This is a genomic window from Janthinobacterium sp. GMG1 (genome assembly GCF_034427795.1).
Lineage (GTDB): Bacteria > Pseudomonadota > Gammaproteobacteria > Burkholderiales > Burkholderiaceae_D > Janthinobacterium.
On sequence record NZ_JAXQNT010000003.1, the window covers coordinates 85,596 to 111,081 of the forward strand.

The window sequence follows — 25,486 nt, forward strand, 5'->3', positions numbered from 1 at the left end:
GCGGCACGCATGCTAAGATACGGCCCAGAGGGTGGCAAAGGCACGGCGATGACGCCGCCAGCCGATCCCCCGCAAGCAGGCCTATCATGTTGACATCATCTTCTACACCGCAAGCAGAATCGCTGATCCGCAACACCAACGCCCGCGTCACCAAGACGCGCGTGAAGGTGCTCGACTTTTTAATGGCGCAAAGCCGTTCGCTGACCCACCATGAAATCCAGCAGGCGCTGTCGCAGGACAGCGACATCGATTCCGTCACCCTGTACCGGGTGCTGGAATGGCTGACGGAAAATGAACTGGTGCACCGCATCGCGAGCGCCGACCAGGTGTGGCGCTTCAGCGCGGGCGCCGGCCACCAGGCGCACGAACACGCGCATTTCCAGTGCACCAAATGCGCGAACGTCACCTGCTTCAATGAAGTCAAGCTGCCGCCGCCCGTGCTCTTGCCGGAAGGTTTCAGCGGCGGCGAAGTCGATTACCTGATCAAGGGCCTGTGCCCGCGCTGCAAGTAATTCTCAAAAAGACATCACCTGATCAATAGAGCCAGGTGATGCTCGTCATAGAATAAGTCGCCCACGCGCATCGAGCGCGGTTCCGTGCCATACGCGATAAATCCCAGCGATTCATACAGGCCCAAGGCAGCATTGTTTTCCGCATTTACGCTCAAATGCACTTGCATGACGGCAGGGTCCGTCTCGGCCTGTTCGATGCAGGCGTTCACGAGACGCCGCGCCACGCCCTTGCCCCGTTGCGTCACATCGACAAACACGCCCCACAGCAAGGCCTTGTGCGACAGTTGCCGCATGGATTCGCGCCGCAAGCCGGCAAAACCGACCAGGCGTTCGCCATCGAAGGCGCCGAAAGCCCTGTGCAGCGGGCCGCCGGCGATGCGCTGCACATGTTCTTGCGGCGTGCGCGCCAGCTCATCCTCGCGCGACGAGGAAAACGAGCTGGGCGAATCAAGGATGGCGCGCAGGCGCAGCGCGCAAAACGCGGCGGTGTCGGCTGGCGTCAGCAGGCGGATGACGATTTCAGGTGCGGGCATGGTGGAATCCGGCAGTTTTTTTCCATTATACCCACGCCCCCGTCTCAGGCACGCACGCGGCGCAAACCCAGCAAGGTCCAGCCGTACAGGGCCGCCATCAGCAGCACCATGGCCGCGCCGAGGGCCGCCGTCCAGCTTTCCGGCAGCGACCAGGCGGAGTCAAACTTGCCGGCCGCCATGGTGCCAGCCATGGCCACGCAGATGGCGACGATGGGCCAGCCCAGGCGGCGCCGGAAGGCGCGCACGATATCCGCCTGGCCGGTGCGCATGACTTTCGCCGTGACCCAGCCATCGAAGGTATCGGTCACGCCCATGCCGACGGCAAACACCAGGCCGGTCAGCAAGGCTGGCTGCATGCCGCCCAGCGCGACGGCCGCATAGCCCCAGGCGGCCGCCTGCAGGGCCGTGTCGAACACCAGCGCGAACAGCATGCCGACGAGGATGGCGGCCAGCGGCCCCGATGCGCCCCGCAACCAGCGTGGCAACAGCCGGCCGCGCACGTCGGCCAGTTGCGCGCCAGCCAGCAAGCTGCGCGCATTCATGCCGGCGATGAGCAGCAGCAAGGCGATGGGCAGCCATTCCAGCCAGCCAAACACGGCCTCCGACGGCGTAAATTGCTGCGACGCGACGGCGGCCACGGCCACGATGGCCAGCACGGTGAGGCCATGGCCCAGTGCAAACAGCGCCCCCATCCACGGCGCCCAGCGCGGCGCTGCCGCCTGGCTGCGCAGGGTCAGACCATCGACGGCGGCCAGGTGGTCCGGTTCCAGCCCATGTCGCATGCCAAGCAGAAAGATCAGCGCCAGGGCGGGCAAGCCCGCTTCCACGCTCATGCGGCCACCTCGCCGGGGCTGTCCGCCGTGGCCAGCGTGGTCACGCAGCGGTCCAGGCCCCGGATCAGCATATCCTGCGGCAAGTCGCGGCCGATAAAGATGATCTTGCTGGCGCGCGTTTCCCCGTCGCGCCACGGCGCACCCAGTTCCGAGCCCATCAGCATGTGCACGCCCTGGAACACGGCGCGGCATGGCATGTCGGCAACATACAAGATGCCCTTGTAACGCATCAGCTGGGCGCCGAACAGCTGTACCACGGCATCCAGAAAATTTTCCACCTGCAGCAGATCCAGGGGCTGGGACTGGTGGTAGACGAACGATTGCACGCCGTCGCCATGGCGGTGGCCCAGTTCCCCCAGGAAATCCGGCTCCAGCTCGACGATGGCGTTCAAGTTGAAACCGCGAATGTTCAGGATGTCGCGCAGCGGCACATTGCCAAAGCTTACTTTCTGGATGCTGGCGCGGCCATTGATGGCGACCAAGCGCTGGCGCAGCGCGGCCAGCTCGTCCTTGCTGACCAGGTCCGTCTTCGACAGCAGGATGCGGTCGGCAAAGCCTACTTGCTCCTGCGCCTCCTTGTGCGCCGTCAATTGCTGCTGCGCGTGGCGCGCATCGACCACCGTCAAAATGGCGTCGAGCATGTAAAACTCGCTGACGGACGGCTCCGCAAAGAAGGTTTGCGCCACGGGACCAGGCGCGGCCAGGCCCGTCGTTTCGATGATCACGTGGTCGAAATCGATGCTACCCGCTGTGCGCCTGGCGTGCAATTCGCCCAGGATGCGGATCAGGTCGCCGCGCACGCTGCAGCAGATGCAGCCATTGTTCATTTCCACGATCTGCTCGTTGCTATCCTGCACCAGCAAGCCATGGTCGATGCTTTCGGCGGCGAATTCGTTTTCGATCACGGCAATGCGCACGCCGTGATCGCCCTGCAATATGCGCTTGAGCAAGGTGGTTTTCCCGCTGCCGAGAAAACCCGTGATGATGGTAACGGGGATCAGTTCTGTCATAGTGCATTCCTATCGATGGTTAATCTTCAAGTTCTTCCATGCGCTGCCATTGGGGAAACGGGTCGGGCAGCTTGCGCCAGGCGGCCATGCCCTGGCGCGTTTCCGTGTAGTTGAGTTGACATTTCCTCAAGTCCGCCTCGATGGCGGCCTGGTCCATGTCCTGGCCGATGAAGACGAGCTCCTGGTAGCGGTCGCCATACGTTTCGCTCCAGCCCGCCTTGACTTCCGCCAGCGAGGCCGCATCCGTGGGCCAGCGCTCCTTCGGCACGGAGGCCCACCACAAGCCCACGGGCTCGATATTCATCAGCTTGCCCGCGCCGGACAGGCTAGCCACCCATTCGGGACGGCTGGCCAGCCAGAAATATCCCTTGCTGCGCACCACGCCCTTGATCGGCTGGGCAATGTAGTCATGCAAGCGTTGCGCGTGGAACGGCTCTTTCGCCCGGTAAACGAAGCTGTTGATGCCATATGTTTCCGTCTCCGGCGTGTGGGTGCCGGCCAGCTCCTGGGCCCAGCCCGGCATGCCGGCCGCCTGCTCCAGGTCGAACAAGTTCGTGCCCAGGATAGCGTCCAGCGGCACGATGGACTGGTTGGTTTCGATGATGCGCGCGCCGGGATTGAGGGCTTTTAAAATGGCCAGCACGCGCAGGCGCTCGTCTGCGTCGACCATGTCGACCTTGTTGAGGACGATGACATTGGCAAATTCGATCTGTTCCGTCAGCAAGTTGGCCAGCTGGCGGTCGTCGCCCTCGCCCGCGATCTCGCCGCGCTGCTCCAGGCTGTCTTCGCTGTGAAAATCCGCCAGCAAGTTGGCGCAGTCGACGACGGTGACCATGCAGTCGATGCGCGCCACGTCGTTCAGGCTGTCGCCGTGCTCATCCTCGAAGTCGAAGGTGGCGGCCACGGGCATCGGCTCACCCACGCCCGTCGATTCGATCAGCAAATAATCGAAGCGGTCTTCCGCCGCCAGGCGCCGCACTTCCAGCAACAGATCGTCGCGCAGGGTGCAGCAGATGCAGCCGTTCGACATTTCCACGAGTTTTTCTTCCGTGCGCGACAGGGCCGCACCAGCCGCTTCCGCGCTGTCTTTCACCAGCGAGGCGTCGATATTGACTTCGCTCATGTCGTTGACGATGACGGCCACCCGCTTGCCTTCGCGGTTGCGCAAGATGTGGTTGAGCAAGGTGGTCTTGCCGGCGCCGAGAAAGCCGGACAGGACGGTGACGGGGAGTTTGCGCTGGGTCATGGGGATTCCTTCGGCTGGCTGAGTTGCTGAGTTGGCGATGGTCGCATTAATGCAAATGAATTGCGTTTTCAAATTATAATGCAACAAACTTGCATTTGTGTGGCGATCTTTGTCTGCCACCGTGAAAAAGAGGAATCCATGCGCTACCAGCAGGATCAGGATCCCGGCCCTCGACGTGCTAGAGTGCAAGCTCGTCGGCGATGCCATCGAAGTAAGCGCATGGGGGCTGACTGTTGTCGGCAGCCCCTGGATGATGCGATGAAGACTGCTTCTGCCCCTCGTGCAGACATACAGCCGTGCTTCTCAGCCGCGCGGCCGCGTGAGCATCACATCGGCTGGCTTCGATTGTATTAGCCCTTAGCAAGCCGCTCTTAACTATTTTATTCTTGCCTAGCCTAATGAAAAAAATACTGATAATAAGCCTGCTCGCTCTCATCTCCATATATGTTTTTAAGCAAATGATTTACAACCCCTACATATGGAAACAAACCATTAACAGCCCTGAGCATAAATTGCAAATTGGAAGTTTTATTTTCAACAAAAGAACAGGGGTGAATGGTGGAAGCCAAAGCATTCAAACGGATCATTACATTTTCAAAGTAATAGAGATCAATGGCGATCATGTTCGGCTTTCTGTTGTCAGGCAATTGTCGAAAAATAACACCATTTCACAATCCGACTTCTCGACCACAAAAGAGCATTTTGAATATTTAAAAAAACATATCAATGAAATTACAGTTACAGGAATATTAACAAAAGACTTATTCGTTGGAAATTATGAGCCATATACCATGAATGATTATTTACTGAAGAAGTATCCTTCATTGGAAAAATCAAGGTATTACTTCGAAGATATCCCTGAAGATATGAAAAATTTGCCGTTACCGGCAGACCATATCAAACTACTGGATTATTTTAGTTCAATCTATTCCAAAAAAGAAATTATTGAAAATGGCAATCTTGTACTCTGGGTTTTAAATAATAGCGGTAATCCTGAATTAGCCAAAAACTCAGCAGAAGATGTAGATTTGATACAAAATTAGATTCTTGTCGCGCTTGATCAATTGTGCTTGCATGGCGCGTGAAGATACTCCATGTTGCCACAGTTCAATTTTCACAATCACCAAGGAATCGATGTTCTTACGCAACTCCACAAGGCTTCTTGCCGTACTTGTTTTAATGATGGGCAGTGCCATTGCCGCAGACATACAAAAGCCGATCCAACACTATCTTTACTTTAATCACCGTGAACTGAACGGGGAAAACATCCGCTCGGATAAAGCGTTAAACGATCCCCGCTTCCGTGGCGCGCAAATCGTCTACACCTGGCGCAGCCTGGAGCCACAACAGGACCGGTATGATTTTGCGGCGATCCGCCACGACATCGCCCATCTCGATTCAATCGGCAAAAAACTGTGGATACAACTGCAGGAAAAATCCTTCACGCCGCGCCATAATGTGCCGGCCTATTTACTCAGCGATCCCCTATATCAGGGCGGCATCATCAAGCAAAGCATGCTCTCGGCGCCGGAGCGCGACCCGCACAAACCGGTGACGGATGATGAATACGGCTGGTCGCCAAAGATGTGGGAACAACCGGTGCGCGACCGTTACCAGCGCTTGATCCGGGCGCTGGGCCAGGAATTCGACGGAAAAATCGAGGGCATTAATTTCAGCGAAAGTTCGATCGACATCGGTGTCGAGGACAGTAAAGGAAATACGATTTTTCCCGATGATTTCAAGCCGCAACAGTATGTCGATGCCATCAAGGAAAACATGCGGGTGCTGGCCGGCGCCTTTCCTCACACCACCACCATGGTGTATTTGAATTTTTTGCCAGGTGAATGGTTGCCGTGGAGCGACAAGGGTTATATGCGCAGCGTGTTTGCGCAAGCGCAAACGCTACAGATGGGCGTGGGCGGCCCCGACCTGATGCCGTATCGAAAAAGCCATATGGGCCAAAGCTACCGCTTCATCAAGGACTATCCGGCCGATCTGGTCAAAGGCATGGCCGTGCAAGACGGCAATCTGCGCCAGATCAATCCCCGCACCGGGAAAAGAAATTCGCTCGAGGATGTCCTCGACTTTGCCCGCAACTACCTGGGCCTGGACTATATTTTCTGGGTGGAGGATGAACCATACTTCAGCAATGAGGTGCTGAAAAAGCTGCCGGCGCATTGACACGCCGGCACGACGCCATGCGCCCTGCCACACTGTCATGGTGGCGTCATATGCAGGCGTTACAGTCGCGTCCTTTGAATCTCTCCGAGGGCGGTAATGAAAACAAATTGGGTCATGCTGGCGGCGCTGGCAAGTGCAGGTCTCGTCGGTTGCAACGGCAGTTCGAATACCCCGGCGGCGCCGGCCATTCCCGAGGGCACGACGGTCGCCGTGGCCTTGCTGGAAACCACCGATATCCATTCGAACGTCCTCAGCTACAACTATTACGCGCTGGCCGAAGACACGAGTCTGGGCCTGGAGCGCACGTCGACCCTGATCCAGGCGGCGCGCGCGGAAAATCCGAACAACGTCTTGCTCGACGATGGCGACGTCATCCAGGGCACTTTGTTGGCCGACCTGCAAGCCGTGGCCGCGCCCGTGCCCTGCCCCGGCACCTTGGCCGTGCACAAGGCGATGAACGCGCTGAAATATGACGCGGGCGGCATGGGCAACCATGAGTTCAACTACGGCTTACCCTACCTGAGCCAGATCACCAACACGGATTTCGGCATACCCGGCGTGGCCAAGCCGACGGGTACCTGCGGCGCGCCCGCCTTCCCTTCCGTGCTGAGCAATGTCGTCGGCGTGTCCAGCGGCAAGCCGATTTTCCAGCCCTATACCCTGCTGCCCCGCGATTTCGCCGCCACGGCGCCCGATGGCAGCAAGCTGACCGTGAAAATCAATGTGGGCGTGCTGAGCTTTGTGCCGCCGCAAATCCTCGAATGGGACCAGAAAGTGCTCGCCGGCAAAGTCAGCGTGACGGGCGTGCAGGAAGCGGCGAAACAATACGTGCCGGAATTGCGCAGCAAGGGCGCCGACCTCGTCGTGGCCCTGTCGCACGGCGGCCTCGATACCACTCCCTACAGCCCGAAGATGGAAAACGGCAGCTATCACTTGACCAGCACGGGCATTGACGCGCTGATGATCGGCCACTCGCACTTGATCTTCCCGAAAGGCAAGGAAGACGGCGCGGCCGCACTGGACGCTTCGTTTGCCGCCTTCCCGGCCAGCGCAAAGATCGACGCCGTCAACGGCTTCGTGAACGGCGTGCCCACCGTCATGGCACAAAGCTGGGGCCGCCGCCTGGGCATCATCAAGCTGACGATGGTGTACCAGGGCGGTAAATGGGTGGTGCAGCCAGCGAAGACGTCGGTCGAATCGCGCGGCTTCAAGTACACGGATGGCAAGACCCTCGTGAACGCCGACCCGGCCATCGCGCCGCTGGTGGCCACCGAGCACGCAGCTACCATCGCCTACGCCAAGCAGCCGCTGGGCATCAGCACGGACTTCGAGATGTCCGCCTATTTTGCGCTGGTGGGCGACGTCAGCGCCATCCAGTTGGTCAACCAGGCGCAGCTCGATTACGTGAAAAATTTCATCGCCACCAGCACGGATGCGACCTTGTCCAGCTACAAGAACATCCCCGTCATTTCTTGCAGCGCGCCGTTCAAGGCGGGCCGCAACGGGCCATCGGACTTCACGGACGTGGCCTCCGGCGCGACGCCTGCCGCACCGGTCGGCTTGCAAGTGCGCAATCCGGGCGACCTGTATTTATATAGCAATAACAACCTGCAAGCCGTGAAAATCAAGGGTTCGGACTTGAAAGCGTGGCTGGAAACGTCGGCCAAGCAATTCAACCAGATTGACCCGGCCAGCAGCGCCGAGCAAGACCTGGTGCCGTCGTATGGCACGATTTATAACTATGACGTGTTTTATGCGGAAAACAATGCGCTGACGTACCAGATCGACGTGACGAAAAAGCTGGGCAACCGCATCGTCAACCTCACGTACAAGGGGGCACCCGTGGCCGATGGCGATGACTTTATCGTCGCCACCAACGACTACCGTGCCGGCGGCGGCGGCGCCGTGCCGGGCATCGATGGCAGCAAGACCATCATCAAGTCGCCCGATGCGAACCAGGCCGTGGTCAGCAATTACCTGGCGTCGCTGAGCACCAAGGGCGGCAAGGTGACCCTGGCGGCGAATGGCAGCGCGCGCAGCTGGAGCTTCGTCAAGACGGCCACGGCCGGCCCCGTGATCCTGCGCTCGGCACCGGGCCACCTGGCGCTGGCGCAAGCGAGCGGCATCGCCAACGTGGCGTCCGAAGGCGGCCTCGACGCCAGCGGATTTGCCAAGTACCGCATCGACCTGAGCAAATAAGGTCCATGGGCCGGCACGAACGATGTGCCGGCCTGTTTTGATGAAAGGTGAACAAGATGAAACACGCGCTCTCCCTCCCTGCCGTCGTGCTGGCCACGGTTCTGGCCGCCTGCCAGGCGTCGCCACCGCCCACGGCGGCGGAAATCGAAGCCGTCGCCATGCATGCGCGCCAGGCGGGCGACCACCAGGCCGAGCGCAAGGTGCGCAGCTGGGCCGGCAAGGACATGCCCGTTGCCGAGCGCGAACTGGCGCTGATTTACCAACCCCGTCCCGAACGCCGCGCCGAGGCCTTGAGCCTGTTTGAACAGGCGGCCCGCGCCGGTGACACGGAAGCCGCGTTCGAGCTGGGACAAATGCTGCGCGCCGCCACGCCAGCCCAGGCCTGGCTATGGTACCGGCAGGCGGCGCAGCAAGGTCATGCGAAGGCGGCCCTGATGCTGGGCTTGCTAGCGGCGAATGGCGAAGGCGTGCCGCAAGATCCCGTGATCGCCGCGCACTGGCTGGACAAGTCGAGCGAACTGGGTAATCCTCACGCCATGTTCCTGCTGTACAACGCCTACCGCGAAGGCCGCGGCGTGCCGCGCGACCCGGCCAAGGGCCGTGCATTGCTGGAAGAAGCGGCCCACCATGAATACCCGCCCGCCCTACAGGAACTGGCCATGACGGTGCAAGCCGACGACGCCCTGCGCGCCGGCCACCTGATGAAGGAAGCGACGGAGCATCGGCACAATAACTGGAACCGTTTCTGACGCGCCAGCCGCTCGGGCCTGTGTTTCAGGCCAGCCGCTCGCGCAGGAATTCGATGAAGCGCTGGGTCTTGGCCGGCAGCAAGCGCGTTTCCGTCATGGCATACACGGAGGCAGGCATGCCCTGCCATAGCGGCAGGATGCGGCGCAGCTGGCCGCTCGCCAGCTCGTCGGCAACGATTTGTTCGGGCATCAGGATGATGCCCATGTCCAGCGCGGCCAGGCGCCGGCTCATGCCCACGCTGTTGAGCGCGAAGCGGCCTCCCACGGGCACCGTGACGCCTTGTCCGCCGCCCTGCTCCCCACCTTGCAAGCTCCAGCTGCCCGCCTTGATCATGCTCAGGCATTCATGCCGCTGCAAGTCTGTTGGCTCATGCGGTTCGCCCGCGTGCGCCAGATAGCCCGGTGACGCGTATAGATTGGTGGGCAGCAAGGCCAACTGGCGCGCGATCAATTGCGAATCGGCCGATGGCCCGATGCGGATGGCCACGTCGAACGGTTCGCTGACCAGGTCCACCCGCCGTGGCGTGAAGTCGAAATCAAAGCTCAAGCCCGGATAGCGCGCGGCAAATTCGGCGATCAGCGGCGCCAGGTAAGTCACGGCAAAATCCACGGGAAACGACACGCGCAGAACGCCTGTCGGTTGCGCCAGCATGCCGCCCAATTCCTCATGGGCAAACCTCGCCTCATCGACGATGCGCTTGCAGCGCTCGAAATACTGCTGGCCCGCTTCCGTCAATTCCACCTTGCGCGTCGTGCGGTGCAGCAGGCGCAGGCCGATGGCCTTTTCCAGCGCGCTGATGCGGCGCGACAAGGTCGAATTCGACATGCCGATCGCCTGCGCCGCACCGCGAAAACCTTTCGCCTTGACCACTTCCACGAACAGGGCCATATCGTTCAGCAACTCCATCGTCTTGATTGCTCCATTTTTGCACCAATGATTCTCAATTTACCATATTTGTCTCAAACGAAAAGCAGGCGATGATGTTCCCATCTTGAACCTTCACCTTTTGAGGATAACCATGTTGCCCCTGTTGACCCCCATTCATGTTGGCCGCCATAGCGTGCCGAACCGCCTGGCCATGGCGCCGATGACCCGTTCGCGCGCCGACAGCGACGGCACGCCCGGCCTGCTTGCCGCCGACTACTATGCGCAACGCGCCAGTATCGGCCTGATCGTTACGGAAGGCACGCAGCCATCCGCCGATGGCCAGGGCTACCTGAACACGCCCGGCATCCATACGCAGGCGCATGTGGCCGGCTGGCAAACAGTCACGGCGGCAGTGCATGCGCGCGGCGGCCGCCTGTTCATGCAGCTCATGCATGCGGGCCGCATGGCGCATCCGGACAATACGCCCCACCATCGCCAGCCGGTGGCGCCATCGGCCATCGCGCCGGGTACCGACATGTTTACGGCCACGGGCATGCAAGCCATACCCGTGCCGCGCGCGCTGAGCACGGACGAAGTGCGACAAACCGTACAGGATTTCCGTACTGCCGCCCGGCACGCCATCGAGGCCGGTGCCGATGGCGTGGAAATCCATGGCGCGAATGCCTATCTGGTCCAGCAATTCTTCGCCCCCAGCGCGAATGTGCGCAGCGATGCGTATGGCGGTTCGATTCAAAACCGCGCCCGCTTCGCCATCGAAGTTGCCGTCGCCATTGCCGACGAGATCGGCGCCGACCGGACGGCGATCCGCCTGTCGCCCGGCACCACCATGTGGGGCATCGACGAAGGCGAGGATGGCCCGGCGCTGTACCGCTACCTGGTGGCGGAACTCGACAAGCTGAACCTGGCTTACCTGCACGTCATGCATCAAGGCAATGAACCCTTGCTGGCCGATATACGCCAGTTGTGGCGCCAGCCGCTGATGGTGAACCGGCCTGGACGCCCGCGCGAACAGATGGGCGAGGACATCGCGGCAGGCCTGGCCGACATGGAATCGTATGGCCAGGCTGTGCTGGCCAATCCCGATTTCGTCGAGCGGTTAACGACGAATGCGCCGTTCAACGAAGCGGACCGCGCCACCTTCTTTGGCGGCACGGCTCGCGGCTACACGGATTACCCGGCGCTGGATCTGACCCAAGCGGCCTGATCCATTCATTGAAACAAGACAGCGCGCCACTTGCAAGCATCAGGAATCTGGCACAGGGCAATCGTGTTGAGCTAGTTCTTTCCCAGAGGCTATGATGGACGCGCTGCCTCCAAGGCGGCGGCGGGGCTGTTGCCGGCCCCGAAATCGATTACACTGAATTTGCTTTTTAGAAATTTGTTACTCTGGACCAGCCTCGGTGAGCACGTCGTACACGCTCAACCCAGCCAGTGTTTGGGTAGGCCCTGGCTCGTCCGTTGACCTCCCCTATAAAGAAAGAGTCCAATGAAAAAGCTGACCACCGCCTTTGGCGCGCCTGTTGTCGATAACCAGAACATCCAGACGGCCGGGCCACGCGGCCCCGCCCTGCTGCAAGATGTGTGGTTCCTGGAAAAGCTGGCCCACTTCGACCGCGAAGTCATTCCCGAGCGCCGCATGCATGCCAAGGGTTCCGGTGCGCACGGCACGTTTACCGTCACGCACGACATCACGCGCTATACGCGAGCGAAGATTTTTGGCGCGGTCGGCAAGCAAACGCCGATGTTCGCGCGCTTTTCCACGGTGGCCGGCGAACGGGGCGCGGCGGACGCGGAACGCGATATCCGCGGCTTTGCCCTGAAGTTTTATACGGAAGAAGGCAACTGGGACCTGGTCGGCAACAATACGCCCGTGTTTTTCATGCGCGACCCGCTGAAATTTCCCGATCTGAATCACGCCATCAAGCGCGACCCGCGTACGGGCTTGCGCAGCGCCAACAGCAACTGGGATTTCTGGACCTCGCTGCCGGAAGCCCTGCACCAGGTCACGGTGGTGATGAGCGACCGTGGCTTGCCGCGCAGCTTCCGCCACATGCACGGCTTCGGCAGCCATACCTTCAGCTTCCTGAATGCGCAAAACGAGCGTTTCTGGGTCAAGTTCACCTTTAAAACCCAGCAAGGCATCCAAAACCTGACGGATGCGCAAGCCGAGGAACTGGTCGGCAAGGACCGCGAAAGTTCGCACCGCGACTTGTATGAAAGCATCGAAAACAAGGATTTCCCCCGCTGGACCTTGTATGTGCAGATCATGCCGGAAAAAGAGGCAGGCACGTATCACCTGAACCCGTTCGACCTGTCGAAAGTGTGGCCGCACGGCGACTACCCGCTGATCGAAGTGGGCGTGCTGGAACTGAACCGCAATGCCGACAACCACTTCGCAGAAGTGGAACAGGCCGCCTTCAATCCGGCCAACGTGGTGCCTGGCATCAGCTTTTCGCCAGACAAGATGCTGCAAGGCCGGCTGTTTTCGTATGGCGACGCGCAGCGCTACCGCCTCGGCGTCAACCACAGCCATATTCCCGTCAACGCGCCGAAGTGCCCGTTCCACAGCTATCACCGCGACGGCCAGATGCGGGTCGATGGCAACCAGGGCGGAACCTTGGGCTATGAACCGAACAGCGAGCAGGAATGGGCCGAGCAGCCCGATTTCCGCGAGCCGCCGCTCAGCATCGAGGGTGCGGCCGACCACTGGAACCACCGCGTCGACGAAGATTACTATTCGCAGCCGCGCGCCCTGTTCCAACTGATGACCCCGGCGCAGCAGCAAGCCTTGTTCGACAACACGGCGCGCGCCATCTCGGGCGCGTCGGAGCAAGTCAAGCAACGCCACATCGGCAACTGCACCCTGTGCGACCCCGCCTATGGCGCTGGCGTGGCCGAAGCGATAGCCCGTCTGAGCAAATAAGGCAGGCGAAAAGTCAACCCGGAAGGCCTGGCGACAGGCCTTCCGCCGCAGCCATCCGCGGCATGACGCAAAAGTCGCCCGGCCTGCCTGCTACCAGCGCTGGATATCGATCTGGCCCGTGATGCTCGTTTCTACCGGATAACCTTCAACCTGCAACGGCACGCGCCGCTTGACGGACGAGTCGCGCAGGTACACGACGAGCGCTTCCTTGCCCACGGCCGTCTGCCCCAGGCTGACGCCTTCCACGCCGTCGATGGCCATCAGCGCCCGCTCGTTGCGCCGCTTTGCCGCTTCCAGATGGCCCTGGGGGGCGGCAGGGGCATACTGTCCCATGCCCTGTCCAGGAGGCGCATCCGGCAAATACGGCATGGCGGCGTCTTCGAAGACGGCAGATGGCGATAGTGCGAATTTACTGTTAGTCATGACACACCCTCCTGATGCTTTCCATGATACACCCGCCTATCCGGCGCTGCAGCACGCTTCGCCAGCCCGAACCAGGCGTGGCGGCGGCCCTTGCCCAAGATCATCATCGTGCAAAAGGCAGCGATATGCAAGGCGCCCCGCCAGGTCTTGAAAGCGTGCTCAGGTATACAAATTGATATCGAGCGCCGCCACCACCCGCCGCATCTGGTTGGCAAACGTGATATTGCCGCCGCCGGCAAACAACAGGCCGACGGGATTGCGCTGCTGGTTCCAGGTCCAGATGGACGAGCCGGAGTCGCCGCCCGCGCTGAACGCGCCGCTCATGCCCGTGATGGCGATCTGGTCCTGGAACAGCGCGATCCTGCCGCTGCCGTAATTGACGTTGATGGTGGCGCCCAGGCCCGTGATGCGGCCCTGCGTCAATTGCGTCGTGCGGCCGGACTTGCCGACCACCATGCCCAGCGCGGGCGCCACCAGCGCATTGCTGATGCGGAAGTACGCCGGCACGCCGCCGCTCAGGTAGACCAGTTCGGGACGCACGCGGTCTGGCCAGGCCCAGCCGGTGGCGCAATCGACGAAATTGACGCCGCCGCTGAAATTGATGGGCACGAAGCGCTCGAGCACGGCCACCTGCTCTTGCGGGCAGCGGCCGCCGTCGATGGGGCCAGGCTGCACGATGCAATCGTTGAACACGCCACCGTTGGAATTGGCCAGCACGTGATTATTGCTAAGTATCATCAAACGGCTGTTGCGCGGCGCGCTGCGCCCCACGGCCAGGCAGCCGATGGTGCCGGCCGTGATGCGGAAATGCCCGACCGACACGCCGCCCGGCGCCGGGCGCAAGCGGAAACGGTGCGGTTGCGCATCGATCACGCCCGTGACGACGATGTTGACGGGCACCCTGTCGCTGGCCACGGCGCGCACGCCCATGGCCGCCACGATGGCGGCCTTGGCGCGGTCGACGGAAGTGGGCTCGGCCACGTACAGGGTCAGGGCAGGCAAGCCCGGCTCGCCGGACGAACTGTCGCTGGCGCCCTCGCCCAGGCCGATGGACACGCCCTGGATATTGCCGCCGTCGCTGAAGGCGTCGGCTGCGCGCACGCCGCCCGCCTGGGAAATTCTTTGGCGCATGCCGTCTTCGATGCTGCGCTTGATTTCCAGCAATTCCATACTGACGCCGCTCAGGGCGTCGGGCACCTCCGCGACGGACGCGCTCTCGATCGTATTGTCGTCTTCGCCCGGGACGGAAAATTGGCCGACGGCCTCTTCATCGTCCGCGCTTTGTCCCCTGCCGCTGCTACCGGGCGGGGCGCTGAAACCATTCTCGTTGCCTATCATCATGTTCTCCTCGTGGGTCGCCGCAAGCCACCAGTGTGGACGGGCCGCGCGGGCCGGTATTGATCTGGATTGAACCGCGCCCACGCATGGCGACCCGGCCCCCATGGCGGCAACGAGTGCAAAAATAGTTCCCTCGCCAAGGTTGAGCGAGATCAGGCGTGCGGGCAGAGGCGCCGCCGTATACTTGGCCGACAGGCTGGCACTGGGCCTGCTCCACGGCAGCAACGGTATGGATGGGGAAACAATGACGAGCCCTGATATGACACGCCACGACGACGCGCCCGCGGGCGAGCAGGCAGGCCAGCATGCGGATTTTGTGCACGGCATGGCGGCCTGGGCGGCAAAGCACCGCATCAGCCCCTGGCGCGGCAGTTTTGCCGACTTCATCGAGCAAATCCTGCCCGGCCGCGCCGCCCTGCTGACGCGCAGCGCGCACCAGTACCTGTGGGACATGATGCGCTGGAATGGCCAGACGGATGACAACGGGCGCTTCCGCTGCCACCTGTTCGACGACGAGCTGTTCGGCATCGACGAGGCGATCGACCGGGTCGCCGCCTACTTCAAGGCTGCCGCCGCCGGCTCGGAAGTGGGCCGGCGCATGTTGCTGTTGCTGGGCCCGCCATCGGGCGGCAAGTCGACCATGGTGATCCTGCTCAAGCGAGGGCTGGAAGAATACAGCCATAGCAGCGAAGGCGCGCTGTACGGCATCGCCGGCTGTCCCGTGCACGAATCGCCGCTGCATCTGGTGCCGCACAGCATGCGCGCCGACTTTCGCGCCAGCTATGACGCCGAGCTGCAGGGCGAACTGTGCCCCCATTGCCGCGCCCGCCTGGAAGAACAGTACGGTGGCGACTTCCTGCGCATGCCCGTCGAGCGCATCCACCTGTCGGAAGCGGGCCGTTGCGGCATCGGCACGTATGCGCCGCACGATCCCACCACGGCCGACCTGGCCGACCTGGTCGGCTCCGTCGACCTGTCGAAAGTGGCGCAATACGGCGACGAGGGCGATCCGCGCGCCTGGTCGTGGTCCGGCGCCGTGTATGCGGCCAGCCGCGGCATGCTGGAAATGATCGAAATCCTCAAGGTGAAGCGGGAATTCCTCTATTTACTCCTCACCCTGACACAGGAAAAGAATGTCAAGGTGTCGCGTTTCCCCCTGATTTACCTCGATGAAACCATCCTCGCCCACACGAATCTGGCCGAATTTCGCAAATTTCTGCAAGAAAGCGAAAACGAGGCCTTGCTCGACCGCATGGTCATCGTGCAAGTGCCCTATACGCTCAACTACCGCGAGGAGGCGCGCATTTACCGCAAGTTGATCCTGGCTGCCGCCCCCGCCTTCCGCGACGTGCACCTCGATCCCCACGTGCTGCATGCGGCGGCCGTGTTTGCCATCCTCAGCCGCTTGCCAGAGGGCGACGACAAGGAAGCCGACCTGGTCAAGAAACTGCGCATCTACGCCAACGAAGATGTGGACGACTTGCAGCCGGCCGACATCCGCCGCATGCGCGAGCGCGACAAATCGCCCGACGAGGGCCTGTCGGGCGTGTCGCCCCGTTTCGTCATCAATGCCCTGTCGCACGCCATCATTTCCGCACAGCGCAACAGCCTGTCCACCATGGACGTGCTGCTGGCCCTGAAGGACGGCATCGAGAACGATGCGCGCATCGAACCGCGGCGCAAGCGCAAGTGGGTCGATTACCTGGTGCTCACGCGCAAGGATTTCTATAACCGCTGGGTCAAGGCCGACGTGCACAAGGCCCTGTTCGTGTCGTTCGAGCAAGAAGCTCAAGACTTGCTGAACAAATACCTCGATGAAGTCGAAGCCATGCTCGACAACCGTCAGATCCGCGATCCCATCACCAGCGAAGAACGCCGTCCCGATGAGCGCTTCCTGCGCGCCGTGGAAGAAAAAATCCACATCAGCGACTCGGGCAAGCAATCGTTCCGGCAAGAAGTGGTACGCAAGGCCATGAGCGCCTTCAAACGGGGCGAGGCGTTTGGCCTGGGCAGCCATGCGCAACTGCACGACGCCATCCAGCAATATCTGTTCGAGCAGCGGCGCGACGTGCTGCGCCTCGTCGGCTCGGCCAAGCGCCCCGACGACGACGTGCGGGCGAGAATCTCCGCCGTCGAGCAGCGCCTGGTCGACGAATATGGCTATGACGCCCACAGCGCGCGTGAAGCGCTCAATTACGTGACCACCTTGCTGGCGCAGGAATAGCCATGGCCGTCGCGACCTCGCCCGCTTCCGCCGCGCCAGCCTTGGCCCGGCCGTGGTACGCGCTGTTCTCGCGCGGCGCGCGCGACTGGCTGCGCCACAACCAGAAAGTGCGCGAAGCCGTGCAGGCGCACTTGCCCGACCTGGTCGCCACGCCTGACCTGATCGGCGGGCCGCAGCAGCGCACGGTGCAAGTGCCCATGCGCCTGCTCGAACATGCGCATTTCCGCCTGGCGCCCGCGCGCAACAGCGTGGGCGCGGGCCAGGGAGACGGCCAGCCTGGCGATATCCTGCGCCCGGCCCGGCCCGCCGCCACGGGCGGGGCAGGAACGCAAGGCGAAGGCGGCGATGGCGAGGGGGCCGTGCGTCTGCTGCTCGAGTTTCCCATCGACGACATACTCGACTGGCTGTGGGACGCCTTCGAATTGCCGCACCTCAAACCCCGCCACCTGGGCGCCACCGACGACGTGCGGCTCGTGCGTAGCGGCCTGGACCGGCATGGCGCCCGTTCCCGGCTGGACCGGCGGCGCACGGTCAAGGAAGCGATCAAGCGACGCGCCTTGCAAGCGCAGCCCGTGCCCTTCACCAATGATGACTTGCGTTACCGCCAGGTGCTGCCACAGCCCCGGCCCAGCACGAACGCCGTCGTGTTTTTCGTGCTGGACGTGTCGGCCAGCATGGCGCAGGCCGAGCGCAGGCTGGCCAAATCCTTCTTTTTCTTTGCCTTGCAAGGCTTGCGCCGCAGGTATGCGCGCGTGGAAACGCGCTTTATCGCCCATACGACACGGGCCTGGGAATTTTCCGAAGCCGAGTTCTTCCTGGTCAATGGCATGGGCGGCACCATGGCTTCCACCGCCTTTCGCCTGAGCCGCGAACTGCTGCAGCAACACTACGCGCCGGGCCGCTACAACGCCTACCTGTTTTATGCCTCCGATGGCGAGAATTTCAGCGAAGACCGGGGAGCTGCCAGCCAGGCCCTGGGCGAACTGGCCGCCTTGCTCAACTATATGGGCTATGTGGAAACCATCCCCGGCGTGCCGCGCAGCCTGGAAACGGAAATGCACAGCTTGTTCGCCGAGCTGGAACGGCGCGGCTTGCCCTTGCACAGCAGCATCCTCAGCAGGACTGACGACGTGTGGGAAGCCATCCGCACCTTTTTCCGGCACGAGGCGGCCGATACGGAAGAAGTCCCATGACGCTGGCTGACACAGCCGGCCTGGACGGTTACGCGGCCCGCATCGAAGCGCTGGCGCGGGAACTGGGGCTGGAGTTCGCCCCCGTCGAGTTCGAACTGGTGCCGGACAGTTTCATGGCCGAGATCGCCATCTATGGCTTGCCAGTGCGCATGCGCCACTGGTCGTTCGGCGTGCGCTATATCCACCAGCTCGTGCATCAAAAGATGGGCAACTCGCATATGTTCGAAGTCATGTTTCCCGGCGATCCTTGCCATGCCTACATGGCCGAACACAATTCCGTTGCCGAAAACACCCTCGTCACAGCGCACGTGCTGGGCCACGCCGACTTTGCCAGCCGCAATGCGCTGTTCCTGCGTTTCGGCGCCATGGCGGGCCAGCGCATCCTGGAACAGAGCGCGGCGCGGGCGCAACGTCTGGAAATGGCGCTGCAACGCCACGGACAGGAGCAGGTGGAAGCCGTGCTCGACGCGGCACTGGCGTTGGAGCAGCACGTGGATATCCACGCCGAGCTGCACCGCCCGCCATACTCCGTACCATCCGTACCATCCGTACCATCCGCGCCGGCGAGCCTGGCCAGCAAGCAGGAAAGGACCGCCGTGGACGATCCTTTTGCACAACGCTACCGGCGCTTGCCCGGTGAAGCGGCCGCGCTGGCGGCGCGCGCGGCGGCGCGTGCGCGCGTGACACAGCACCCGCTCTTGCCGCCGCAGCCCGAATACGATTTGCTGTGGTTCCTTGCACAGCATGGGCCGGAGCTGGCCGACTGGGAACGCGACATTTTCCTCGCCGTGCGCGAAGAGTCGTTTTACTTCTACCCCGTGTACGCCTGCCAGATCATGAACGAAGGCTGGGCCTCATACTGGCATGCGCGGCTGCTGCGCGAAGCCGACTTCCTGCCGCCGGCCCTGTACCTGGCCGCCATCAAGTCGCATTCGGACGTGGTGCGCCCCTATGCGGGCGAGCACCAGCAGGCGCTGGCCGTCAATCCCTATCACCTGGGCTTTTGCATGTGGGAACACATCATCGAGCGCGAAGGACTGGCGCGGGCGCGCCAGATTTGCCGCGACGACGATGACTGCAGTTTTGTACGCAACTATCTGGACGGGGAACTGGCCGACCGCCTGGGCCTGTTCGTGCATGAAAGCCGCCGCGATGGCGAAACGCGCCTGGCCAGCCGCGATTTGCAAGCCATCCGCGAAGCCATCCTGGCGCCCAAATACAACTATGGCGCGCCGTGCATCGCCGTCACCCTGCTCAACGACGACGGCAGCCTGGTGCTGCGCCACGATCACCAGCGCGATGGGCGCGGCCTCGACCTGGAACGGGCGGAACAGGTGCTGGCGTATATCGCCCGCATCTGGCGCCGTCCCGTCACGCTGCATACGGCCGATTTTCGGGGCACGCCGCGGGTTCTGCGCAGCAAGAGCGAGGGCATACCGGAACCGCCCGCGCCGGCAGCGTCATCAACAACGTCAGCAACGCCGACAGCGCCGCCCGTGCAACACTGAACGCTCACGCACGGCCAGCGTGTCCGGCCAGCGTGTACCTCGGCCTGGGCTGCCTGTTTCTCACACTGGCCAACTGGCCGGCCGGCATCTGCCTCACGGCTGGCCAACTGACCGGCTGGCACGTGCCTCTCGCCGGCCCGGCCCTCAAGCCCGGCCCGCCTGCGCCACATACCAGGCGATGGTCTGTCGCAAGCCTTGCGCCAGGTCGTGCGTGGGGGCATAACCGAGCAAGCGGGCCGCCTTGGCGATGTCGGCCTGCGAGTGGCGCACGTCGCCGGCGCGAAACTCGCCATATTGCGGAGGCTGCGGCACGTGCTGCGGGCGGGTGGCAAGCAGCATCTGCTGCATGGTGGCGTGCAGCTGCGTCAGGCTGGTGCGGGCGTTGACGGCCACGTTGTAGACCTGGTTCACGGCTGCCGGATCGGCACACGTGGCGGCCAAGATATTGGCTTGCACGGCATTGTGCACGAAGCAAAAGTCGCGGCTGGTGACGCCATCGCCATGGATGTGCACGGCCTGATTGTCCAGCATGGCGGCGATCCAGCGGGGAATGACGGCCGCATAGGCGCCCAGCGGGTCCTGGCGCGGACCGAAGACATTGAAATAGCGCAACCCCACCGTCTGCACGGCGTAGCAGCGCGCGTACACTTGCGCATACAGTTCATTGACATACTTGCTTAGGGCATACGGCGACAAGGGCGCGCCGATGTGCTGTTCCACTTTTGGCAAGGCCGGATGGTCGCCATATGTGGCGCTGGAGGCCGCGTACACGAAGCGCTGCACGCCCGCGTCGCGCGCGGCGGCCAGCATGTTGTGGAAGCCGCTGACATTGACGGCGTGGCACAGCAGCGGGTCTTCCAGCGAACGCGAGACGGACCCGAGCGCCGCCTGGTGCAGCACATAATCGACGGCGGGGCCGCCCGGACCGGCACGACCGCGCCCGGCCAAGCTGCCGCTGGGGCCGCTGGGGCTGCTGCCAACGTCGGCCGCAGTTGTCCCGCCGTCTGCCCCACCGTCTGCCTCGCCGCCGTCAATGCTGCTGGCGGCCTGTACCGGTGCGCCGCACGCCCACGCGCACGCTTGCGGGTCGCGGATATCGCCTTCGATGAAGGTGAAGCGCCGCCACGCCTGTTCGCCCACGCTGGCGCGCACCAGTTCCAGGTTGTGCCGGTGGCCCGTCAGAAAATTATCCAGGCCACGCACTTCCTGTCCCAGCTTCAGCAAGGTTTCCAGCAGGTGCGAACCGATGAAACCGGCCACGCCCGTCACCAGCCAGCGGCGCGGTGCGCCGGCCAGCTGCGCACAGGCCAGCGCATACGCGCCAGCAGCCGGGGCGCCAGAGGGGGCGCCAGCGGCGGCACCTTGAGCCGTGTTTGCAGCCCGCTCGAAGGCATCGGCCGCCATCACAGCCGCCACACGTGCAAGCCGCCATCCGCCAGCGGACGGGGGTCGAAATGCGATTTGATGTCGATGAAGCAGCCGTTTTCCTGCACCTTGGCCTGGAAATCGGCCAGCGGGCGGGCCAGCAGGGCCTGGTGCGAGACGGCGCTGATGATAGCCTCGGCGCGCGGCAGCTGTTCCCAGCTTTCCAGCGATAGACCGTATTCTTCCAGCGCTTCGCGGCCATCGGCGACGGGATCGTGCACATGCACCTGCACGCCATACGATTGCAGTTCGTGGATCATGTCGACCACTTTCGAGTTGCGCAGATCCGGGCAATTTTCCTTGAAGGTCAGGCCCAGTACGTTGACGTGTGCCCCCTTGAGCTTGAAACCAGCGCGCACCATTTCCTTGATGGTTTTTTCCGCCACGAACTTGGCCATGCCGTCGTTGATGCGGCGTCCGGCCAGGATCACGTGCGGGTGGTAACCAAGCATTTCCGCCTTGTGCGTCAGATAATAGGGGTCGACGCCGATGCAGTGGCCGCCCACCAGTCCGGGGCGGAACGGCAGGAAATTCCATTTCGTGCCCGCCGCCTGCAGCACTTCCAGCGTGTCGATGCCGATGCGGTCGAAGATGATGGCCAGTTCGTTCATCAGCGCGATATTCAAGTCACGCTGCGTGTTTTCGATCACCTTGGCCGCCTCGGCCACCTTGATGCTCGACGCCCGGTGCACGCCGGCCTCGACCACGCCTTCGTACAGCGCTGCCACCTTGTCCAGGGTGGCAGCATCGTCGCCCGAGACCACCTTGCGGATGCTTTGAAGCGTATGGTCCCGGTCGCCGGGGTTGATGCGCTCGGGTGAAAAGCCCACATGAAAGTCTTCCTTCCAGCGCAGGCCCGAATGCTGTTCCAGGAGGGGTATGCAGATTTCTTCGGTGGCGCCCGGATACACGGTGGACTCGTAGATGACGATGGCGCCGCGCCGCATGTGGCGGCCGACGGCCGCGCTGGCGCCGGCCAGGGCGGAGAAATCGGGATTGTGCGCGCTGTCGACGGGTGTGGGCACGGCCACGACGATAAAATCGGCCAGTTGCAGCTCGGCCGGATCGCAACCGACGCTCAGCCCTTGCGCCGCCAGCAACTGTTCATGGCTGACTTCGCCTGTCGGGTCGATGTGGCGCCGGTAGCTTTCCACCTTGCGGGCCGACAAGTCAAAGCCGATCGTGCGCTGGCGCATGCCGAACGCCACGGCCAGCTGCAAGCCCACATAACCGAGCCCCACCACCGCCACCACGCCCGCCTTGCCATCTACCTTGCTATCGACTTTGCTGTCCATATGCCTGTGCTCCGAAGGGTTGCGGCCCGAGCAGCGCCGTCCGGGAAATTCTACGGTTGCCGGTTTGGCCATTCTTGAGCGGGAACAAGAAACACGGGGCGACAGCCAGCAGGCGCGCTGACAATCGGCGGCTTGTTGAGCGCAATCAAGGAGACCGGCGGCCATCTTTTTAAGCTAGGCCATGCCTATCCCTCATGCACGCCGCTACCGGAGACTTCCATGGCCCGTTCCCTGTCCCGCCCTTTCCCTGGCTTGCCGGCCGCCGCGCTGTGCTGCACCCTGCTGCTGCCCCTGCTGACGGCGTGCCACGGCACGCAGAGCAGCGAGACCCTGCTGGCCGATGCGCAGCAATACCGCCAGAAAGGCGAAGCGCGGGCCGCCATCATCCAGTTGAAGAACCTGCTGCAAAAGGAGCCGGACAACGCGGCTGCGCGCCTGCTGCTGGGCAGCATCTACATCGACACGGGCGAAGCGCTGTCGGCCGAGAAAGAATTGCGCAAGGCCAAGTCGCTGGGCCTGGCCTCGCAGCAAGTGCTGCCATTGCTGGGCAAGGCCTGGCTGATGCTGGGCCAGTTCGACAAGGTGCTGGCCGAGATCGCGGACGATGCGGCGCAGCCCGCCAGCGTGCTGGCCCTGCGCGGCGACGCCTTGCTGGCCCTGGGCCGCCAGGACGAGGCGCGCGCCCTGTTCTCGCGCCTGCTCGAAGCCCATCCCGACCAGGTCGAAGCCTTGCTGGGCCTGGCACGCCTGGCGGCGCTGCAGCAGCAGGTGACCGCGGCCGAGCTGCTCCTGGCGCAAGCGTTGAAAAGCGCGCCCGCCAACCTCGACGCATTGCGCCTGCAGGGCGACCTGCTGCGCCTGCAAGGCAGGAATGGCGCGGCACGGCTCGCCTACATGCAGATCCTCAAAATCAAACCGGACAATACCCAGGCGCACATCGACCTGGCCAACCTCGACATCGTGGAAAACCGCTACCTGGAAGCGGCCGCCCAGCTGGCCACGGCGCGCAAGTCGGCGCCCAACAGCCTGGGTTTGCTGCAAGCCCAGGCGCTGCTCGATTTTCGCCAGGGCAAGCACAAAGCGGCCTTGCAAGGCTTGCAGCTGGTGCTCAAGGCGGCGCCCGATCACATGCCGTCCATCCTGCTGGCCGGCGCCGTGCAACTGGCGCTCGGCTCGCCCCCGCAGGCGGAAAACTACCTGCGGCGCTTCCTGGCCGTGTATCCCCGGCATTTATATGCCGTCAAGATGATGGCGTCGATCGAATTGATGCGCAACAAGACCGACGCGGCGATCGGCTTGCTGCAACCGATGCTGGCCGCCTTTCCCGAAGACGTGGAATTGCTGTCGCTGGCCGGCGAAGCCCACTTGCGCGCGCGCCAGTACGACAAGGCAACGGCGTATTTCGAACAGGCCATCACCCTGGCGCCGGACACGGCCAGGCTGCACGCGGCGCTGGGCATCAGCCGCCTGGGCATGGGCGAGAACAGCCGCGCCATCAATGAACTGGAACGCGCCAGCATGCTCGACAAGAGCACGCCGCAAGCGGGCACCATGCTGGTGATGACCTTGCTGCGCAACAAACAGAACGACAAGGCCCTGGCCAGCGTCAAGGTGATGGAGCAACAGCAGAAAGGCACGAATCCCTTGCTGCTGAATCTGAAAGGCGGCGTCTACCTGGCCTTGCGCGATGTGCCGGCTGCGCGCGCCAGCTTCGAGCAGGCCCTGAGCATGGACCCTGTGTATTTGCCCGCCCTGAACAACCTGGCGCAGATCGACCTGGTCGAGAAAAAGCCGGTGCAGGCGAAACAGCGCTTCGAAAAAGCGCTGGCGAAGGCGCCGAAAAATGCCGACCTGTGCGCGGCGCTGGCCAAGCTGGCCGCGTCAGAGGGCAAGACGGACGAGGCGCGGCGCTGGCTCGAACGCGCCCACCGCGACAATCCCGACAGCGTCGCGCCGGCCCTGCTGCTGAGTAACTTTTACCTGAAGACGGGCGCGCCCGAGAAGGCGCTGGAACTGGCGCGCACCTTGCAGGCGGGCCATCCGGGCGACGCCGATGCGCTGGCCCTGCGCGCGCAAGTGGAGTACAGCGCCGGACAGGCACCGGCCGCGCTCGACAGCTACAACAAGCTGGCCAGCATACAGACGACGTCCGCGCCCTTGCAGATGCGCATCGCCAGCCTGCACCTGGCGCTGGGCGACCAGCATAATGCGCTGCAAGCCGTCAAGCGGGCGCAAGCGCTTGACCCGGCCCTGCTGGAAGCGCGCGTGGTGGAAGTGGCGATGCTGCTGACCCTGAATCGCCAGCGCGAGGCACTTGCCGTGGCGCGGCAAGTGCAGGAACAGCAGCCGAAGCTGGCGGCCGGCTACAAGCTCGAGGGCGACGTGCTGATGGAGCAAAAGCTGCCGCAGCAAGCCGTCAAGCTGTACCAGCACGCCTTCGGCATCAGCCCCATCGGCCCCTTGCAGGTGCAGCTGTATCGCGCCTTGCAGGCGTCGGGACAGGAGCGCGAAGCCGAGACGCGCATGGTCACCTGGCTGAAAGCGCATCCGGAAGACTTGTCGACGCGCACCTATCTGGCGGGCACCCGGCTGGCAGCGAAGCAATACCGCGCCGCCATCGAGCATTTTCAGTATGTCGTCGCCAGGGATGCGGGCAACGTGGTGGCCTTGAACGACCTGGCTTGGGCGTATCAGCAGGAAAAGGATCCGCGCGCGCAGGCCACGGCCGAGCAGGCGCTGAAGCTGGCGCCCGATAATCCCGCCGTGCTCGACACCCTGGGCTGGATCGTGCTGGAGCAAAGCGATGTCAAGCGCGCCACGGCCCTGCTGCGCAAGGCGGCGGGCCTGGCGCCGGCAGCGCTCGAAGTGCAGTACCACCTGGGTGCGGCCCTAGCGAAATCGGGCGACAAGGGCGGCGCGCGCAAGCAACTGGAACAACTGCTGGCCGCCAACAAGGACTTTCCCCAGCGGGCCGCAGCGCAGGCCTTGCTGACCCAGTTGTAGGC

The 25,486-nt window shown here is 63.0% G+C and carries 20 protein-coding genes; 11 read left to right on the forward strand and 9 right to left on the reverse strand.

What is annotated here, in order from left to right; translation table 11 throughout:
• Positions 1 to 86: 86 nt before the first annotated feature.
• Positions 87 to 512, forward strand: a complete 426-nt coding sequence (locus SJI03_RS09255; RefSeq protein ID WP_322426945.1) for a Fur family transcriptional regulator — start codon at positions 87 to 89, stop codon at positions 510 to 512.
• A 14-nt stretch (positions 513 to 526) separates the two neighbouring features.
• On the opposite strand, the gene SJI03_RS09260 is transcribed toward SJI03_RS09255, so the two are convergent.
• Genes SJI03_RS09260 through zigA form a run of 4 tightly spaced genes read right to left on the reverse strand, consistent with a single transcriptional unit; the run spans position 527 to position 4,134 of the window.
• A complete protein-coding gene (locus SJI03_RS09260) occupies positions 527 to 1,045 on the reverse strand; it encodes a GNAT family N-acetyltransferase (RefSeq protein ID WP_322426946.1) in 519 nt (172 codons plus the stop codon).
• Positions 1,046 to 1,089: 44 nt separating this feature from the next.
• Positions 1,090 to 1,878 carry a hypothetical protein gene (locus SJI03_RS09265; RefSeq protein WP_099376805.1) on the reverse strand — a complete coding sequence of 263 codons (789 nt, stop codon included), beginning with the start codon at positions 1,876 to 1,878 and terminating at the stop codon, positions 1,090 to 1,092.
• The gene (locus SJI03_RS09270; protein ID WP_322426947.1) at positions 1,875 to 2,888 is read right to left on the reverse strand and encodes a GTP-binding protein; all 1,014 of its coding nucleotides are present in this window, start codon (positions 2,886 to 2,888) and stop codon (positions 1,875 to 1,877) included. Before SJI03_RS09270 ends, SJI03_RS09265 begins: the two co-directional genes overlap by 4 nt.
• Before the next feature lie 19 nt (positions 2,889 to 2,907).
• Complete coding sequence (gene zigA / locus SJI03_RS09275) at positions 2,908 to 4,134, reverse strand: zinc metallochaperone GTPase ZigA (protein WP_322426948.1); 1,227 nt, start codon at positions 4,132 to 4,134, stop codon at positions 2,908 to 2,910.
• A 398-nt stretch (positions 4,135 to 4,532) separates the two neighbouring features.
• On the opposite strand from zigA, the gene SJI03_RS09280 reads away from it, so the two are divergent.
• The 4 genes from SJI03_RS09280 to SJI03_RS09295 all read left to right on the forward strand — a co-directional run bounded on the left by SJI03_RS09280 (position 4,533) and on the right by SJI03_RS09295 (position 9,263).
• Positions 4,533 to 5,177, forward strand: coding sequence for a hypothetical protein (locus SJI03_RS09280; protein ID WP_322426949.1), 645 nt, complete (start codon positions 4,533 to 4,535; stop codon positions 5,175 to 5,177).
• Positions 5,178 to 5,268: 91 nt separating this feature from the next.
• Positions 5,269 to 6,315, forward strand: a complete 1,047-nt coding sequence (locus SJI03_RS09285; protein WP_322426950.1) for a hypothetical protein — start codon at positions 5,269 to 5,271, stop codon at positions 6,313 to 6,315.
• Positions 6,316 to 6,411: 96 nt separating this feature from the next.
• Positions 6,412 to 8,514, forward strand: a complete 2,103-nt coding sequence (locus tag SJI03_RS09290; protein WP_322426951.1) for a bifunctional 2',3'-cyclic-nucleotide 2'-phosphodiesterase/3'-nucleotidase — start codon at positions 6,412 to 6,414, stop codon at positions 8,512 to 8,514.
• Between the two features lie 56 nt (positions 8,515 to 8,570).
• Positions 8,571 to 9,263 carry a tetratricopeptide repeat protein gene (locus SJI03_RS09295; RefSeq protein ID WP_099376810.1) on the forward strand — a complete coding sequence of 231 codons (693 nt, stop codon included), beginning with the start codon at positions 8,571 to 8,573 and terminating at the stop codon, positions 9,261 to 9,263.
• A gap of 25 nt (positions 9,264 to 9,288) precedes the next feature.
• Here the strand turns inward: SJI03_RS09295 and SJI03_RS09300 are convergent, their stop codons facing one another.
• Positions 9,289 to 10,170, reverse strand: coding sequence for a LysR family transcriptional regulator (locus tag SJI03_RS09300; protein ID WP_322426953.1), 882 nt, complete (start codon positions 10,168 to 10,170; stop codon positions 9,289 to 9,291).
• Positions 10,171 to 10,282: 112 nt separating this feature from the next.
• Between SJI03_RS09300 and SJI03_RS09305 the strand changes: the two genes are divergently transcribed.
• Both SJI03_RS09305 and SJI03_RS09310 read left to right on the forward strand, forming a co-directional pair.
• Entirely contained in the window at positions 10,283 to 11,356 is a 1,074-nt protein-coding gene (locus SJI03_RS09305; RefSeq protein ID WP_322426954.1) for an alkene reductase, read from the forward strand.
• A gap of 282 nt (positions 11,357 to 11,638) precedes the next feature.
• Positions 11,639 to 13,075, forward strand: coding sequence for a catalase (locus SJI03_RS09310; protein ID WP_322426955.1), 1,437 nt, complete (start codon positions 11,639 to 11,641; stop codon positions 13,073 to 13,075).
• Positions 13,076 to 13,165: 90 nt separating this feature from the next.
• On the opposite strand, the gene SJI03_RS09315 is transcribed toward SJI03_RS09310, so the two are convergent.
• Together SJI03_RS09315 and SJI03_RS09320 are read right to left on the reverse strand one after the other, a co-directional pair.
• Positions 13,166 to 13,498 (reverse strand): hypothetical protein, encoded by a 333-nt coding sequence (locus SJI03_RS09315; RefSeq protein ID WP_322426956.1) that lies wholly within the window; start codon positions 13,496 to 13,498, stop codon positions 13,166 to 13,168.
• A 159-nt stretch (positions 13,499 to 13,657) separates the two neighbouring features.
• A complete protein-coding gene (locus SJI03_RS09320) occupies positions 13,658 to 14,839 on the reverse strand; it encodes a hypothetical protein (protein ID WP_322426957.1) in 1,182 nt (393 codons plus the stop codon).
• Positions 14,840 to 15,095: 256 nt separating this feature from the next.
• On the opposite strand from SJI03_RS09320, the gene SJI03_RS09325 reads away from it, so the two are divergent.
• From SJI03_RS09325 to SJI03_RS09335, 3 genes are read left to right on the forward strand one after another with little or no spacing between them, the layout of a single operon-like run.
• Complete coding sequence (locus tag SJI03_RS09325; protein ID WP_322426958.1) at positions 15,096 to 17,060, forward strand: serine protein kinase; 1,965 nt, start codon at positions 15,096 to 15,098, stop codon at positions 17,058 to 17,060.
• Between the two features lie 2 nt (positions 17,061 to 17,062).
• On the forward strand, positions 17,063 to 18,253 hold the full coding sequence (locus SJI03_RS09330; RefSeq protein ID WP_322426959.1) for a DUF444 family protein: 1,191 nt from the start codon (positions 17,063 to 17,065) through the stop codon (positions 18,251 to 18,253).
• Positions 18,250 to 19,761, forward strand: coding sequence for a SpoVR family protein (locus tag SJI03_RS09335; protein ID WP_322426960.1), 1,512 nt, complete (start codon positions 18,250 to 18,252; stop codon positions 19,759 to 19,761). Before SJI03_RS09330 ends, SJI03_RS09335 begins: the two co-directional genes overlap by 4 nt.
• A 144-nt stretch (positions 19,762 to 19,905) precedes the next feature.
• Here the strand turns inward: SJI03_RS09335 and SJI03_RS09340 are convergent, their stop codons facing one another.
• Both SJI03_RS09340 and SJI03_RS09345 read right to left on the reverse strand, forming a co-directional pair.
• Positions 19,906 to 21,165, reverse strand: a complete 1,260-nt coding sequence (locus SJI03_RS09340; RefSeq protein ID WP_322426961.1) for an SDR family oxidoreductase — start codon at positions 21,163 to 21,165, stop codon at positions 19,906 to 19,908.
• Entirely contained in the window at positions 21,165 to 22,481 is a 1,317-nt protein-coding gene (locus SJI03_RS09345; RefSeq protein WP_322426962.1) for a nucleotide sugar dehydrogenase, read from the reverse strand. The genes SJI03_RS09340 and SJI03_RS09345 overlap by 1 nt, the downstream gene beginning before the upstream one ends.
• 219 nt (positions 22,482 to 22,700) lie before the next feature.
• Here SJI03_RS09345 and prsT point away from each other — a divergent pair, with 219 nt between their 5' ends.
• A complete protein-coding gene (prsT, locus tag SJI03_RS09350) occupies positions 22,701 to 25,484 on the forward strand; it encodes an XrtA/PEP-CTERM system TPR-repeat protein PrsT (protein WP_322426963.1) in 2,784 nt (927 codons plus the stop codon).
• Positions 25,485 to 25,486 lie beyond the last annotated feature (2 nt).

Excerpts from the sequence above, each read along its gene's own strand:
- SJI03_RS09270 (WP_322426947.1), bottom strand. The coding sequence starts at position 2,888 with ATGACAGAACTGATCCCCGTTACCATCATCACGGGTTTTCTCGGCAGC.
- SJI03_RS09300 (WP_322426953.1), bottom strand. The coding sequence starts at position 10,170 with ATGGAGTTGCTGAACGATATGGCCCTGTTCGTGGAAGTGGTCAAGGCG.
- SJI03_RS09345 (WP_322426962.1), bottom strand. The coding sequence starts at position 22,481 with ATGGACAGCAAAGTCGATAGCAAGGTAGATGGCAAGGCGGGCGTGGTG.
- SJI03_RS09290 (WP_322426951.1), top strand. The coding sequence starts at position 6,412 with ATGAAAACAAATTGGGTCATGCTGGCGGCGCTGGCAAGTGCAGGTCTC.
- SJI03_RS09305 (WP_322426954.1), top strand. The coding sequence starts at position 10,283 with ATGTTGCCCCTGTTGACCCCCATTCATGTTGGCCGCCATAGCGTGCCG.
- SJI03_RS09330 (WP_322426959.1), top strand. The coding sequence starts at position 17,063 with ATGGCCGTCGCGACCTCGCCCGCTTCCGCCGCGCCAGCCTTGGCCCGG.
- SJI03_RS09265 (WP_099376805.1), bottom strand. The coding sequence starts at position 1,878 with ATGAGCGTGGAAGCGGGCTTGCCCGCCCTGGCGCTGATCTTTCTGCTT.
- zigA (WP_322426948.1), bottom strand. The coding sequence starts at position 4,134 with ATGACCCAGCGCAAACTCCCCGTCACCGTCCTGTCCGGCTTTCTCGGC.
- SJI03_RS09335 (WP_322426960.1), top strand. The coding sequence starts at position 18,250 with ATGACGCTGGCTGACACAGCCGGCCTGGACGGTTACGCGGCCCGCATC.
- SJI03_RS09325 (WP_322426958.1), top strand. The coding sequence starts at position 15,096 with ATGACACGCCACGACGACGCGCCCGCGGGCGAGCAGGCAGGCCAGCAT.
- SJI03_RS09320 (WP_322426957.1), bottom strand. The coding sequence starts at position 14,839 with ATGATGATAGGCAACGAGAATGGTTTCAGCGCCCCGCCCGGTAGCAGC.
- SJI03_RS09260 (WP_322426946.1), bottom strand. The coding sequence starts at position 1,045 with ATGCCCGCACCTGAAATCGTCATCCGCCTGCTGACGCCAGCCGACACC.
- SJI03_RS09315 (WP_322426956.1), bottom strand. The coding sequence starts at position 13,498 with ATGACTAACAGTAAATTCGCACTATCGCCATCTGCCGTCTTCGAAGAC.
- SJI03_RS09340 (WP_322426961.1), bottom strand. The coding sequence starts at position 21,165 with ATGGCGGCCGATGCCTTCGAGCGGGCTGCAAACACGGCTCAAGGTGCC.
- SJI03_RS09310 (WP_322426955.1), top strand. The coding sequence starts at position 11,639 with ATGAAAAAGCTGACCACCGCCTTTGGCGCGCCTGTTGTCGATAACCAG.
- SJI03_RS09285 (WP_322426950.1), top strand. The coding sequence starts at position 5,269 with ATGTTCTTACGCAACTCCACAAGGCTTCTTGCCGTACTTGTTTTAATG.
- SJI03_RS09255 (WP_322426945.1), top strand. The coding sequence starts at position 87 with ATGTTGACATCATCTTCTACACCGCAAGCAGAATCGCTGATCCGCAAC.
- prsT (WP_322426963.1), top strand. The coding sequence starts at position 22,701 with ATGGCCCGTTCCCTGTCCCGCCCTTTCCCTGGCTTGCCGGCCGCCGCG.
- SJI03_RS09295 (WP_099376810.1), top strand. The coding sequence starts at position 8,571 with ATGAAACACGCGCTCTCCCTCCCTGCCGTCGTGCTGGCCACGGTTCTG.
- SJI03_RS09280 (WP_322426949.1), top strand. The coding sequence starts at position 4,533 with ATGAAAAAAATACTGATAATAAGCCTGCTCGCTCTCATCTCCATATAT.